We start from the raw sequence: 14,181 nt of genomic DNA on the forward strand, positions 1-14,181 counted from the left end.
GTCGGACAAGGAACGAACTGTGCCGAATTCGACAACAATCATCGATCGTGACCTTTGCTGGGTCGTGACCGACGGCGCGGCCGGCAACCGCCGCCAGGCGCTGGCACTGGCCGAAGCTCTCACGCCGTCGATCCGCGAGATCACCATCGAGCTGCGCGCCCCGTGGTCGTGGGCGGCCCCGCGCCTGCTGCCGGGCGCGCGTCTGGCGCTTGGGCCGACCAACCAGAACCTGCTGCCGCCATGGCCTTCGCTGGTCATCGGCTGCGGACGCACGGCCGCCTGGGCGACCCGGCAGATCCGTCGCTGGTCGGCGGGCCGCACGCTGTCGGTGCAGTTGCTCGATCCACGCCTGGCCCCGCATCACTGGGACCTGGTCATCGCGCCGAAGCATGACGAACTGACCGGCGACAACGTGCTCCGTCCGATCGGGTCGCTGCATCCCATCGATGACGCCTGGCTCGCCGACGGGCGCGAGGCGTTTGCCGGCCTGGCCGACCTTCCCGGCCCACGCCTGGGGGTGCTGGTCGGCGGCGACCGGCGTGGCGCGCCGCTCGACGGCAAGGCGGCCGATGCCTTCGTCTCCGCCGTTCGCCGGCGACTTGCGACGGATGGCGGCTCGGTCATGGTCGCCGCCTCGCGACGCACGCCGCCTGCGCTCCTGCCGGTGCTTCGCGACGCCTTCGCCGACTGGCCGGGCGTGATCTGGACGGGCAGCGCCGACGGCCCCAATCCGTATCCCGGCATCCTGGCGTGGGCCGACCGTCTCGTGGTCACACCCGACTCGGTCAATATGTTGTGCGAGGCCTGCGCCACCGGGGCGCCGGTGCATACCGTCGTGACGGCGCCGCTGGATGCGAAGCTGGGGCGATTTCATGCAGAGCTGCGAGCGGCGGGACGGCTGCATGACATCGATGCGGTGACACCGGAGCGGCAGGCACCGCTGCGGGAGACGGCGACGATCGCGGACGAGGTACGCAAGCACCTCGGACTGCCTGCATCCCCGGCCCGATAGTCCCCGTCCTACGGCCTGGGTTTCAGCCGCGCCCGGAACCCTGCCTTCAGCTCGTCCGACATCGGCGCGGCGGCGAGTGCCGCGTCGAGCTTCGCTACCCGGTTGCGGAAGGCCGCCACTTCGTCCCTGAACCGGTCGGGATGGTAGTCGATCAGCAGGTCCGCCTGCGCCGCCGCCGAAAGCTCGTCGGGGATACCGCCGAAGTCCTCCCAGTGCCCCTTCAGCCAGGCCACCGCATCGCGCACATCGCGCATCTGTCCGACCAGACCGTCGACATCGGGTGCATCGGTGGGCCACGTCACGTCGACCACCTGCGGATGGGCGAAGTCGTGCTCCGGCAGCGTCACATGCAGCGTCAGGTCGCGTCCGGTGAGCCGCCAGGTGCCGGGCTTGTCGTCATCCGCCCGCGGAAGCGCCACGCCGTCCACCGTCACCTTCGATGGCATTGCGACGGCGACGAAGGCCACGGACCACGTCCGTGACGTCGGCATGCCGGGATACGTACCGTCGCGCGCCGCGATTTTCAGGCGTACGCCCTGCTTCGTCCGCTCGGTCGCGAGAGCCGTGCGAGCGAACGCCGTGCCCCGGTAGGCTTCGTCGTCGCCCGCGTCTTCGTACAGCGTGGCCGATTGATTGCCGCCCGGGTAGACGAGCAAGGTCCGCGCACCCGTGTCGTGGGACACGCTGACCATCGTATTCGTATTGGTCGGCACGATAGCGCCGGCACGCGCGAAGACCGGTACCTCATCGAGCCGGTAGCGGCCCGCCAGCGCACGCTCACCATGCAACGAGCGACCGCGGGTCGTGTCGAACCAGTCGCCTCTCGGCAACCAGGTCTCCTGGCTGGCGAAACCGTCGCTGCCCGCGGCGGCCGTTACCGGATCCACCAGCAGGTCGTCGCCGAACATGTATTCGGCGCCGCTCGCGTAGGACTGGTCGTCTTCCGGCCATGCGTAGTACAGCGGCCTGACCAGCGACACGCCCGTGTCGAACGCCTTGCGACCCATCGTGTAGGTGTACGGCAGCAAGCGGTAACGTGTCAGCACCGTGTCGCGCAAAGCGTCGAATTCCGCAGGCGCGAACCGCCAGGGCTCCTTGCGCAGGTTCGGGTTCTTCGTGGTGTGTGTGCGCATGATCGGGCTGTACGCACCGAACTGCATCCAGCGCACGTAGAGTTCCGGATCGACCCGGCGCGTCTTCGGATCGCTTTCGTCGCGGAAGGTGTGACCGCCGAGGTCGTGGCTCCAGTAGCCATAAAGCACGTTGGACGCGGTCGACGTGAAGCGCGGCTGGAACGCCAGCGAACCCCACGAGATGATCGAGTCGCCCGAGAAGCCGATCTGGTAGCGGTGGTTTCCCAGTCCGCCCCAGCGGTGATAGATCAGCGCACGCTTGTCGCTGGTCTGCTGCATGTGGGTGAAGAACACATGGTTGAGCCACCAGGTGTTGCTCAGTCCCGGCATGGCTTTCGATTCGCGCCATTGCTGCCAGTCCAGCCACCAGAAGCTCACGCCCATCGCCTGCAGGGGATCGAGCACCGTGCTGAAGAGTGCCGACATGTAGCTCGCGTCCGCGGCTTCGAAAGGCAGCGGATGGGCGCGGTCGGCCTTCATCGCATCCATGAATCGGCCGTACGCATCCTCGTGGGGAAGCATGCCCGAGGCGGGGTGCAGGTTCAGCGTGATCCTCAGGCCCTGGTCGCCAAGCCAACGGAGCAGCCGTTGCGGGTCGGGAAACAGGCTTCGGTTCCAGGAGAAGCCCGTCCAGCCCGGCGTCTGGCCCGCGATGTCCCGTTTGTCCGAACCGGAGGCGAGACCTGGCGTCGTGTGCCAGTCCATATCGATCACGAGGACATCCAGCGGAATGCCGTAGCGCGCGAAGTCCGCCGCCACGTCGCGGATCTCGCTGTCACTGTAATTCCAGTAACGCGACCACCAGTAACCGAAGGCATAGCGCGGCGGCAACGGCTCGCGGCCGGCGATTTTCGTGAAATCACCCAGCGCGGCGACGTAGTCGTGGCCGTAGCCGAAGAACGTCCAGTCGGTGCATGCCTGGCAGGCGCGACGGTGCACCCACGGCAGCTTCTCATCGCCAAAGACGAAGCTTCCCGTGTCGTCGACGACGTGCCAGCCGTCGCGTGAGAGCAAGCCGTCGCCGAGATCCAGCGGCGTGTTGTCGGACGCATGACGGTCGCCATCGACCTGATCGAGCGTGCGCGCCGTACCGCCGAGATTTCGTGTTTCCTTCAGGCCGGGGTGCCAGGCGATGGCCGGCTTGAGCTGCTTCGATTCGACCGTCAGGTTGTCGGCACCGAACGGGCCGGAACCCTCTTTGTAGCGCAGCGTCAGCAAGTCGGTGCGAATGACGAGCCAGCCCTTTTCATGGGAGACCTTCGCGGGAACGTCGCCTGCGTTACCGCGTGTTGCGAAGACCAGCGAAGGCGCGTCCTCGAACTGTTTCGAGGGCGAATATTCCATGCGAATGACGCGGGGCGTCAGGACCGTGAAGCGAGCCTCGCCGCTGGTGACGGGATCGGCGTGCGCCGATGACGATGCGACGGCGACAACAAACGTCGCGAACGCGACGGCAGCCCGGATCACTCTCATGCACCCTGCCTCCCCTTAAAGGAAGCTCCGACTCTAGCATGAGTCCGTCAGGCGTCGACGTAACGCGCCGCGTCGCCGACCCAGCGTGCGATGAGCCTCTCACAACGCGCGGGATGATCTTTCATCATTGCTTCGGCGACCCGCTGCACTTCGGGCATGAGATGACCGTCACGGGTGAGGTCGGCTATGCGGAACTGCAGCTGGCCCGTCTGACGCGTGCCCAGTACTTCACCGGGGCCACGCAGTTCCAGATCCTTTTCGGCGATGCGAAACCCGTCGTTGGTCTCACGCATCACCTGTAGTCGCTCTTTCGCCAGACGCGACAGCGGTGTCTGATAGAGCAGCACGCAATTGGATGCGATGGCGCCACGACCCACGCGCCCGCGCAGCTGATGCAGCTGGGCGAGACCGAGGCGCTCACTGTTCTCGATGACCATGAGGCTGGCGTTGGGCACGTCGACGCCCACCTCGATGACGGTGGTGGCGACCAGCACGGCAAGTTCGCCGGCCTTGAACGCATCCATCACCGCCTGTTTCTCCTTCGGCTTCATGCGTCCATGAATCAGCCCCACGGCCAGATCGGGAAGGCCCGTCGTCAGCTCCGCGTGCGCCACCTCGGCGGCTTGCGCGTTCAGCTGCTCGGACTCTTCGATCAACGTGCAGACCCAGTAGACCTGCCTGCCCTGCATGCAGGCCGCATGGATCCGCTCCATGACCTCGTAGCGACGCTCGTTCGAGATGGCGACAGTCTGCACCGGCGTGCGTCCGGGTGGCAGTTCGTCGATGGACGAGACGTCGAGATCGGCGTACGCGCTCATCGCCAGCGTGCGCGGGATCGGTGTGGCGGTAAGTACGAGCTGGTGCGGAATGAGCGAGCCTTCGGCGCCCTTGTCGCGCAGAGCGAGCCGCTGATGCACACCGAAGCGGTGCTGCTCGTCGACGATCACCAGGCCGAGCTTCCTGAACGCGACGCCTTCCTGCATCAGCGCGTGCGTGCCGACCACGACATGCGCGTGACCCTCCGCCGCGCGTGACAGCGCGCTCTTGCGCGCCTTGCCCTGCACCTTGCCGGCCATCCATTCCACTTCGAGACCGAGGGGCTCGAGCCATGCACGGAAGTTACGCAGATGCTGCTCGGCAAGCAGTTCGGTCGGAGCCATCAGGGCGACCTGGTAACCGCTCTCGACGGCGGCGACCGCGGCCAGCGCGGCAACGACCGTCTTGCCACTGCCGACATCGCCCTGCACGAGTCGCAGCATGGGATGGGCACGCGACAGGTCGCGTGCGACTTCCTTCGACACGCGCGTCTGCGCACGGGTCAGCGCGAACGGAAGCGCGGCGAGCAGACGATCTTTCAGTGTCCCGGCGCTTTTCAGCGCGGGCGCCTTGCGTTCTTTCACCGCCGCACGCATTCGGCGCAACGTCAGGTGCTGGGTCAGCAACTCCTCGAAGGCGAGCCGCTGTTGCGCCGGATGCCGCCCTTCCTCCAGCTGCCGCAGATCGACATCCGTAGGCGGGCGATGCACGTAGGACAACGCGTCGCGCAGCGACGTCAGCCCCGCCGGCCGGCCGATCTCCTCCGGAATCAGTTCCAGACGGTCGTCGGTTGGCAGGTGCGCCAGCGCACGGGCGATGACGCTGGCGAGGCGGCGCGGCCCGAGTCCTTCCGTCGTCGGATACACCGGGGTCAGCCGCTCGTCCATCAGGACGGGTTCGTCGGTCTCGATGCGCTGGTACTGCGGATGGACGATCTCCAGTCCTTGTGGGCCCTGGCGCACTTCACCGAAGCACAGCAGGCGCGCGCCCTTCGGCAGCTGATCGACCTGCGACTTGCGAAAGTGGAAGAAGCGCAGCAACAACGGACGACCGGAGTCGTCGCCGATGATCACCTTGAGTTGCGGACGAAAGCGAAAGCCGCGCTCGACATGCTCGATGACACCCTCGACCTGCGCGCGATCGCCCGGGCGCAGGTCGGCGATCGGCACGACCGTGGTGCGGTCCTCGTAACGCAAAGGCAGATGGAACCAGAGATCCTGCACTTCGCGAAGGCCGAGCTTGCGCAAGGTCTCGGCAAGCGCCGGCCCGACGCCGCCGAGCGATGTCAGCGGTGCACGCCCGGGGTCCGCCACCGGAACGGCAGCGGTGATCGGCAATGCGCGACGGGCCACGGGAATGACGACGCCCTTACGGCAGGACGAGGATCGCGTCGACTTCGACCGTTGCCGCCTTGGGCAGCGCCGAGACCTGGATCGTCGAGCGCGCCGGGTACGGCTGCTGGAAGTATTCGGCCATGACGGCGTTCACCGCGGCGAAGTCGCCCAGATCGGTGACGTAGATGCCCACGCGGACGATGTCGGCCAGTTTGCCGCCCGCGGCTTCCGCCACCGCGACCAGGTTGTCGAAGACGCGACGCGTCTGCACGGTGATGTCGCCCTCGACGAGATTGCCGGTGGCCGGGTCGAGCGGAATCTGTCCTGAGAAATACACCGTGTTGCCGGCGCGCACGGCCTGCGAGTACGGGCCGATGGCCGACGGAGCCTTATCGGTGGCGATGGTGCTGCGGGTCATGGATACATCCTCGATGAATTCACAGCAGTCTATCTACGCCGCGCCACGCTAGCTACCTGAAGCCACGGGCAGGAGCGCGCAGCGTGCGAAAGCTCACCCACGGTGAGCCGATCGCGCGCAGGGCGCGCTCCTACAAGGGGTGGCGGTATACGCCGCTGACTACACCCGTGCGCCTGACCCGGCGCATGACGTCGGCAAGATGCTTGCGCCCCTTGACCTCGATGGCGAAGAGCAGCGTGGCCGCCGTGCTGTCGCGCTCGATGTATTCGACGTTCTCGATGTTCGAGCTGGCGTCGGCGATGGCCGCGGCCACCGTGGCGAGGACGCCGGGACGATTGAGCACCTCGATGCGCAGTTCGGCACGGTAGTCGCCCGACACGTCGCGATCCCACTCGATAGCTACGATGCGCTCGGGCGTCTTGCGGAACTCCGGCACGTTCGGGCATTCCACCCGGTGCACGACGATACCCTTGCCCGAGGAAAGGAAACCGATGATTTCGTCGCCCGGCAACGGATGACAGCAATTGCCGAAGCTGAGCACGCCGCGCTCGGCGCCGCTGATGCGGATCTTCTCCGCGCTGTGCTGCTGCTCCGACGACGCCGACGGCTCGCCCTTGCCCGGTCCGAGCAGAGCGACCAGCTGCGTGGCGACCTGGTCGGCAAACCGGTTACCCAGCGCGATCTCGGACAGAAGTTCTTCCAGGCGTTTGAGCTTGGCGTCTTCGAGGAAACGATCCAGCGTAGCGGCGGGCACCGAATCGAGGCTCATGCCGCGCGCGTCGAGCGCGCGATCCAGCATGCGGTGACCGAAGTCCACGGCATCCTCGTGCTGCAGATGCTTGAGGTACTGACGAATGGCCGTGCGCGCCTTGCCCGTGACCACCGCTTCCAGCCATGCGGGATTGGGTACCGCCGACGGCGCCGTGATGATCTCGACCTGCTGGCCGGAAATCAGGCGCGTGCGCAGCGGCACGAGTTTCTTGTCCACACGCGCCGCGACGGCATGGTCGCCCACGTCCGTATGCACGGCGTAAGCGAAATCCAGCGCGGTCGCGTTTCGCGGCAGCGAGAAAATCTCGCCGCGCGGGGTAAACAGGTAGACCTCGTCCGGGAACAGGTCGATCTTGACGTTTTCCAGGAACTCGGAGGCCGACGGGGTGTTGGCCTGGCTGTCCGCCAGCGCGGACAGCCACTCACGGGCGCGCGCCTGGGCACTGTTTGCCGGACCGGAATCGGACTTGTACGCCCAGTGGGCCGCGACGCCGCGCTCCGCGACCGATTCCATCTCCGAGGTACGGATCTGGATCTCGATCGGCGCCCCGAAGGGTCCGAGCAGCACGGTGTGCAACGACTGGTAGCCATTGCCCTTGGGAATGGCGATGAAGTCCTTGAAGCGACCGTCGACCGGCTTGTACAGCCCATGCACGGCGCCCAGCGCCATGTAGCAGTGCATGGCGTTGTCGGTGATGACGCGGAAGCCGTAGACGTCCATCAGCTGCGCAAACGACTTGTGGTCGCCGCGCATCTTGGAATAGATGCTCCATGCCGACTTGATCCGGCTGACCGCACGACCGGGAATCTTCTCGGCGGCAAGCCGACCTTCGAGGGCCATCTCGATCTTGGCCATCGCTTCGCGACGGTTACCGAGCGCGGCGCGGATGCGCTCGCCGATGATGCGGTGGCGGTCCGGGTAGAGCGCCTTGAAGCCGAGGTCCTGCAGTTCGGCCTTGAACTTGTTCATGCCGAGGCGTTGCGCGATCGGCGCGTAGATCTCGAGCGTTTCGCGCGCGATACGGCGGCGCGAGGTCGCGTCCTTGGCGCCCAGCGTACGCATGTTGTGCAGGCGGTCAGACAGCTTGATCAGGATGACCCGCAGGTCGCGCGCCATGGCCAGGAGCATCTTGCGGAAGCTTTCCGCATCGGCTTCCTGGCGACTGGAAAAGCGCATCTTGTCGAGCTTGGTGACGCCGTCGACCAGCTCCGCCACGGTCTCGCCGAATTCGCCCGCGAGCTCTTCGCGGGCAAGCCGGGTGTCTTCGAGGGTGTCGTGCAGGATCGCGGCGATGATGGTCTCGGCGTCGAGACCCAGCTCCGCCAGGACGTGGGCCACGGCCACGGGGTGCGTGATGTACGGCTCACCCGACTTTCGCGTCTGGCCCTCGTGCGCGGCGGCGCCGATGAGAAACGCGCGGCGGATGCGCATGACCTGATCGTGCGGCAGGTAAGCGCCCACGCGCTCTTCCAGCGCCTGCACATAGGGAGGCACCGGGCCATCATCGACCACGTCGGTCAGTTTTTTGGCGGGAATGACTTCCATGGGAGAACCTTACACCGTCAGCCGGTGCAGCCTCCCGCGCGCGGCGTCAGCAGCCGCGCGTCAACGTGCGCAACGTTCAGATGAGTGCTGGGCCGACAGCGACCCGGCATCATCAATCATCCCCACCCTTCGAGAGGTCGTCGTCCACTTCCGTGGCGGCCCACTCGAGGGCTTCGCGCTCGGCGCGCTCGCGGGCGGCGCGGTCGATCTCGTCGATCATTTCGTCGTTGACGCGACGATCGGCGATTTCACGCAGGGCGAGCACGGTCGGCTTGTCGTTGCCCGGATCGAGCGTGGGTTCGGCACCCTTGGACAGCTGGCGGGCGCGCTTGGTCGCCATGAGCACGAGCTCAAAGCGGTTGTCGACTACCTCGAGGCAGTCTTCGACAGTAATACGGGCCATTTCAAATCCTTGACAATAAAGACACTTCTGACTGTGCAGTTTAGCGGTCAGCCCCGTTGGCTGGCAATGAGGTGAGGGGTATCATGTGCGGTTCTGACCAGGACGGACGGGCATTAGTGCAAATAATAAAACCAGGCGGTACACTATCCCATCGCCCCACCCCCAAAGTCACTCCGATGCGCCCCATGAACCTCCCCCGGATCGTCCGTAATGCCGTCGGCCTGGCCGCGCTGGCGCTGTTGGCCGCGTGCCACATCGCCCCGCCGCGAAACGACGATCCGAACGAAAAGTTCAACCGGAAGGTCTACGCCTTCAACGACAAGCTGGACAAGGCCATCATCCGGCCGGTGGCTGTCGGCTATCGTAAGATCACCACCCCGCCGGTGCGGACGGCCGTCAGCGACTTCTACACGAACATCCGGCTGCCGATCACCATCGGCAACCAGCTGCTCCAGGCCCGTCCGAAGCAGGCGGTCATTACGACCGGCCGCTTCGTGGTCAACCTGACCATCGGCTTCCTGGGCTTCAAGGATCCGGCCAGCATGCTCGGCATGCCGCTGTACGACAGCGATTTCGGCGTGACCTTGGCCCGCTGGGGCGTCCCCGAGGGCGACTACCTGGTCGTGCCGTTCGTCGGTCCAAGCACGGTGCGCGACATCTGGCGTCTGCCGGTCGACAGTTACTTCTTCGATCCGCTGAGCTACCTGTCGCGTAACCACGACTTCAAGGCCGGCCAGTACTACGCCCCGTCGGTGCTCTATCTCATTACCCTGCGCGCCCGCGCCATCGACGCGGAAAGCTTCCTGGCCTCGGCCTACGATCCTTACGTGTTCCTGCGCGACGCTTACCGCCAGCAGCGCCTGAGCCAGATCTACGACGGCAACCCGCCGGCGGAAGCGATCGAACAGCTGCAGGGCCTCGACCAGGACAAGGACTTCGATCCCGAAAAGCTCCTGGACGAACAGCACAAGTGGGAAAATCAGAACGGGCAGCAGCCCAACTGATGAAAAGGGCCCCTCGGGGCCCTTTTTTTGTGCCTGGACCCTTATGGAACGGGCGGGCCCGGCTACGAAAAAGGCCCCGAAGGGCCTGTCTCAGCTCGACATAACCACGACATCACAACAACTCGTCGACGCCTGACACCCGCGCCAGCGCCTGGAGCCCCTCGGGAACACGAGCGACCTTGATGGTCCTGCGCTGCGCCCGCGCATGCGCCAGCAACGCCAGCACCGTGGCCAGCCCGGCGCTGTCGGCGTGCGACAGGCCACCGAGATCCAGCACCGTCTGCTTGCCGCGGTCCAGCTCGGCGCGGGCCGAGTGGAGAGCGTCGGCGGCCGTGGCGAACGTGAGGTCACCGGACACCGCGAGGGTGTCCGGCGCCGGGGTCGTCAGCGAGAACGACGCGTCGCTCACTTGTTCGCGCCGCCCGTGTCCTGCTTCATTTCCTCGATCGCGCCGGCACCCTTCTGCTCCAGGTCGGCGGTGAGCTTGTCGAGACCTTCCTTCTTGATCTCGGCATCCACCTGATTGCGATAGTTGGTGATGTACGAGATGCCTTCGATGACAACGTCGTAGGCCTTCCAGTCGCCGGTGGTCTTGCTCTGGCGGAACACGTAGTTGACCGAGACGGTCTTGCCGTCATCGAGCACGACCTGGGTCTGGACCAGGGTGCGCGACTTGTTCAGGTCGCCGTTGAACGGCAGCACCTTGACCCGGCCGCGCGTGTAGTTGAGCAGGCCCTCGGCGTAACGATGTGTGATCGAGTTGTAGAACGCCTTGGCGAAACGCTCGCGCTGCTGCGGCGAGGCTTCCTTGGCGTGCTGACCCAGCACCAGGATCGACGCGTAATCGATATCGAAATGCGGCAGGAAGGTGTCGTCGATGACGGCGATCAGCTTTTCCTTGTCGTTCTTGAGCTCGGCCTGGTGCCCTTCGATGGCCTTGGCCAGGTCGTCGGAAATGGTCTGGACGACCTGCTGGGGACCCTGCTGCTGGCCGGCCGACGCCGGAGCGGCATCCTGGGCGAGCACGGGGGCGGCCACGACCGTACCGATGGCAAGGGCGATGGCGAGGGAAATCTGACGCAGCATGCGATATCTCCTGAGCCGGCCTTACTTCTTGCCGGCGTTGTCGGGTTGGTTGCCGCCCGTGGCGGAACCGTTCTTGTTGTCGCTCGGCGAACCGTTCACGAGGAACTTTCCGATCAGATCTTCCAGCTGGAGCGCCGACTGCGTGAGCACCAGCTCATCGCCGTCAGCCAGGTATTCCGGCGAGCCGCCGGGCTGGATCGCAACATACTGGCTACCGATCAAACCGCTTGTGAACACCGCGGCGGCCGAGTCGTCAGGTATCTGGGAGTAACGCTTGTCGATCGCAAGGGTCACGGTCGCTTCCGACGAACCGGGCTTGACCACCACCGATTCGACGCTGCCGATCGGCACGCCGGCCAGCTTGACCGCGGCACCGGGCTGCAGGCCGCCGATGTTGGTGAAGTTGCCCGTCACGTGGAAGGTGCCACCCAGACGGTCGGGGGCGCTGCCGCCGCCGAAGAACTTGCCGATCATCTCTTCCAGCTGCTGAGCCGGACGGGTGAAGGCGAGCTCACCGCCCGCCTTGACCGGCGTCTTCGACTGGCCGAACTGCAGGCCGACGTACTGGTCGCCGAGCAGGCCGCTGGTGTAGATCGTGGCCACGGAGTCATCGGGAATGTCCTTGTGGCTGTCGTCGATCGACAGGGTGACTTTCGCCTCCTCCTTGCCCGGAACCAGGTCGATCGCGTCGACCGAGCCGACACGCACGCCGGCGACCTTCACCGGGGCGCGGACCTTGAGCTGTCCGACATTGACGAAGCGCGTGGTCACCTCATAGGCGGAACCGCGATGCGAATTGGCCACCGACGTGGTCTGCGTGGCGAGGTAGGCCAACGCGGCGAAACCGAGCACGATGAACAGGCCGGTGCCGACGGCATAGGAAGGTCTCTGGCTCACGGCACGATCCTCGAATGGGAGATAGGGAAAAGAAGGGTCATGGCGGGTCTCCGGTGCCTCAGATCAGGAACGAGGTGAGGACGAAGTCCAGCGCCAGGATGGCGATGGACGAAGCGACCACCGTGCGCGTCGTCGCGTATGCGACGCCCTCGCTGGTGGGCGGCGTGGTGTAGCCCTGGAACACCGCGATCAGCGAGACCACGATGCCGAAGGCGAACGATTTGAGCAGGACCCCGTCGATGATGTCCTTGTGGACGTCGACCGACGCAGTCATGTTCGACCAGAAGGTGCCGTTGTCGATGCCCAGCCAGGTCACGCCGACCAGATGGCCGCCGAACACACCCATGGCGCAGAACACGACGGCCAGCAGCGGCAGCGCGACCACGCCGGCGAGGAAACGCGGCGCCACCACATAGGCGACCGGATCCACCGCCATCATTTCCATGGCGTCGAGCTGATCGGTCGCGCGCATCAGGCCGATCTCGGCGGTCACCGAGGTGCCGGCGCGGCCGGCGAAGAGCAACGCGGTGACGACGGGACCGAGCTCGCGGTAGATCGCGATGGCGACGACCGTACCGGTGGCCGAGGTGCCTCCGAAGATCGACAGCACGTCGTACAGCTGCAGGCCGAGCACCATGCCGACGAACAGACCGCAGGTCATCACGATCGTCAGGCTCATCGCGCCGACGAACCAGATCTGCCGCAGCGTCTCACTGAAGTAGCGGAAGCTGCGCGGCACCGCACCGATGATATTGATGAGGAACAGGCCACACGCGCCGATCTGCGCGAGGCTGCGGATGACGACATTGTCGTCCCGGGTGGTCATGCCTTGCCTCCGGGGAAACCGAGCGCGGTGGCGTAATCGCCCGCGGGATACTGGAAAGGAACGGGACCGTCGATCTCACCGCCGAAGAACTGCGCCGTCCACGGCGAGCCATCGGTGGCCAGACTGGCGGGATCACCCTGCGCCACGACCTTGCCGTTGGCGATCAGGTAGACGTGGTCGGCCACCTTCTGCACGGCGGCGAGCTCGTGCGCGACGAGCACGCTGGTGATACCGAGCGTCTGGTTGAGCGTGCGAATCAGCAGCAGCACCTGATTCAGCGCGATCGGATCGAGGCCGACGAAGGGCTCGTCGTAGAGGATCAGCGCCGGATCGAACACGATGGCCCGGGCCAGCGCCACGCGACGGGCCATGCCGCCGGATAGCTCCGTCGGCTCGAGCTTCGCCGCACCGCGCAGGCCCACCGCCTCGAGCTTGTTCAGCACGATGTTGCGGATGAGTTCCTCGGGCAGCTTCGTGTGCTGGCGCAGCGGAAAAGCCACGTTCTCGAAGACGTCGAAGTCCGTGAGCAGCGCGGAATTCTGGAAGAGATAACCGATGCGTTCGCGCAGCTCGAACAGCTTCTCGCGCGACAACGAGGGAACGTTGTTGCCATCGACCTCGACCGTACCGGCATCGCCACGCATCTGCCCGGTGATGTGTTTGAGAAGGGTGGTCTTGCCGGTACCGCTGGGCCCCATGATGGCGGTGACCTTGCCACGCGGAATATCGAGATCCAGGGAATCGAAAATCGTCTTGCCGTTGAGTACGGTCGTCAGTCCGCGAATGCGGACGATGGCGTCGTCGGTCATGGGGCCAGCAGCTCCTCGATCAGCGTTTCATGGCGGCGCGCCGACATGGGCGCGCGCTGGCGGACGGCGCGGACGATCGCCTGAAGGTCCGCCAGGGCGTCCTCGAAACGATCGTTGACGATGATGTAGTCGAACTCGTGGGCATGAGCGATCTCCTCGCGCGAGTTGAACAGGCGGCGTTCAATCACCTCGGGCGCGTCCGAACCTCGACCGCGCAGGCGGCGTTCGAGTTCCGTGCGGGACGGCGGAAGGATGAAAACTGACACGCAATCGGGCTTGCCCTTACGCACCTGACGCGCGCCCTGCCAATCGATCTCGAGCAGGACGTCAGAGCCGACCTTCAGCTTCTCCTCGACCACGGTGCGCGAGGTGCCGTAGAGGTTGCCATGGACTTCGGCGTGCTCGAGGAAGATGCCCTCGGCGATCTCGTTCTCGAAGTCCGGACGCTCCACGAAGAAATAATGGCGGCCGTACTGCTCACCCACGCGCGGCGGACGCGTCGTGTGCGAAATCGACAGGGAGATATCCGGCTCGCGCTCGAGCAACGCGTTGACCAGCGTGGATTTACCCGCACCCGAAGGCGCGGCCACCACGAACAGGGTGCCTTCGATCATCCGCGGGCTTCTCGTAGGGGGTTCATGGACATTCCCTGC

At 65.6% G+C, this 14,181-nt stretch carries 13 protein-coding genes; 2 read left to right on the top strand and 11 right to left on the bottom strand.

Features of this window, described 5'->3' with window-relative positions:
* Positions 1-19: 19 nt before the first annotated feature.
* On the top strand, positions 20-1,012 hold the full coding sequence (locus tag BLT40_RS15260) for a mitochondrial fission ELM1 family protein (protein ID WP_255364031.1): 993 nt from the start codon (positions 20-22) through the stop codon (positions 1,010-1,012).
* 8 nt (positions 1,013-1,020) lie between these two features.
* Here BLT40_RS15260 and BLT40_RS15265 read toward each other — a convergent pair whose 3' ends face one another.
* The 5 genes from BLT40_RS15265 to rpoZ all read right to left on the bottom strand — a co-directional run bounded on the left by BLT40_RS15265 (position 1,021) and on the right by rpoZ (position 8,906).
* Positions 1,021-3,618 (bottom strand): glycoside hydrolase family 31 protein, encoded by a 2,598-nt coding sequence (locus BLT40_RS15265; RefSeq protein ID WP_090354676.1) that lies wholly within the window; start codon positions 3,616-3,618, stop codon positions 1,021-1,023.
* A 47-nt stretch (positions 3,619-3,665) separates the two neighbouring features.
* A complete protein-coding gene (recG, locus tag BLT40_RS15270) occupies positions 3,666-5,771 on the bottom strand; it encodes an ATP-dependent DNA helicase RecG (RefSeq protein ID WP_090354956.1) in 2,106 nt (701 codons plus the stop codon).
* 31 nt (positions 5,772-5,802) lie between these two features.
* Entirely contained in the window at positions 5,803-6,186 is a 384-nt protein-coding gene (locus BLT40_RS15275; protein ID WP_036116206.1) for a RidA family protein, read from the bottom strand.
* Positions 6,187-6,316: 130 nt separating this feature from the next.
* The gene (locus BLT40_RS15280) at positions 6,317-8,503 is read right to left on the bottom strand and encodes a RelA/SpoT family protein (protein WP_051944027.1); all 2,187 of its coding nucleotides are present in this window, start codon (positions 8,501-8,503) and stop codon (positions 6,317-6,319) included.
* Between the two features lie 112 nt (positions 8,504-8,615).
* Positions 8,616-8,906 carry a DNA-directed RNA polymerase subunit omega gene (rpoZ, locus tag BLT40_RS15285; protein WP_036116209.1) on the bottom strand — a complete coding sequence of 97 codons (291 nt, stop codon included), beginning with the start codon at positions 8,904-8,906 and terminating at the stop codon, positions 8,616-8,618.
* 185 nt (positions 8,907-9,091) lie between these two features.
* Here rpoZ and BLT40_RS15290 point away from each other — a divergent pair, with 185 nt between their 5' ends.
* On the top strand, positions 9,092-9,910 hold the full coding sequence (locus BLT40_RS15290) for an MlaA family lipoprotein (RefSeq protein WP_036116210.1): 819 nt from the start codon (positions 9,092-9,094) through the stop codon (positions 9,908-9,910).
* A 112-nt stretch (positions 9,911-10,022) separates the two neighbouring features.
* Here BLT40_RS15290 and BLT40_RS15295 read toward each other — a convergent pair whose 3' ends face one another.
* From BLT40_RS15295 to gmk, 6 genes are read right to left on the bottom strand one after another with little or no spacing between them, the layout of a single operon-like run.
* Positions 10,023-10,268 (bottom strand): STAS domain-containing protein, encoded by a 246-nt coding sequence (locus BLT40_RS15295; protein WP_176809194.1) that lies wholly within the window; start codon positions 10,266-10,268, stop codon positions 10,023-10,025.
* A 47-nt stretch (positions 10,269-10,315) separates the two neighbouring features.
* The gene (locus tag BLT40_RS15300) at positions 10,316-10,996 is read right to left on the bottom strand and encodes an MlaC/ttg2D family ABC transporter substrate-binding protein (protein WP_036116214.1); all 681 of its coding nucleotides are present in this window, start codon (positions 10,994-10,996) and stop codon (positions 10,316-10,318) included.
* 21 nt (positions 10,997-11,017) lie between these two features.
* On the bottom strand, positions 11,018-11,893 hold the full coding sequence (mlaD, locus tag BLT40_RS15305; RefSeq protein ID WP_090354679.1) for an outer membrane lipid asymmetry maintenance protein MlaD: 876 nt from the start codon (positions 11,891-11,893) through the stop codon (positions 11,018-11,020).
* A 58-nt stretch (positions 11,894-11,951) separates the two neighbouring features.
* The gene (gene mlaE, locus BLT40_RS15310) at positions 11,952-12,719 is read right to left on the bottom strand and encodes a lipid asymmetry maintenance ABC transporter permease subunit MlaE (protein WP_090354680.1); all 768 of its coding nucleotides are present in this window, start codon (positions 12,717-12,719) and stop codon (positions 11,952-11,954) included.
* Positions 12,716-13,528 carry an ABC transporter ATP-binding protein gene (locus BLT40_RS15315; RefSeq protein WP_036116217.1) on the bottom strand — a complete coding sequence of 271 codons (813 nt, stop codon included), beginning with the start codon at positions 13,526-13,528 and terminating at the stop codon, positions 12,716-12,718. Before BLT40_RS15315 ends, mlaE begins: the two co-directional genes overlap by 4 nt.
* The gene (gmk, locus tag BLT40_RS15320; protein ID WP_090354682.1) at positions 13,525-14,142 is read right to left on the bottom strand and encodes a guanylate kinase; all 618 of its coding nucleotides are present in this window, start codon (positions 14,140-14,142) and stop codon (positions 13,525-13,527) included. Before gmk ends, BLT40_RS15315 begins: the two co-directional genes overlap by 4 nt.
* Positions 14,143-14,181: the final 39 nt, after the last annotated feature.

Source organism: Dyella sp. 333MFSha, from assembly GCF_900102405.1.
In the GTDB taxonomy this organism is placed as follows: Bacteria; Pseudomonadota; Gammaproteobacteria; order Xanthomonadales; family Rhodanobacteraceae; genus Luteibacter; species Luteibacter mycovicinus.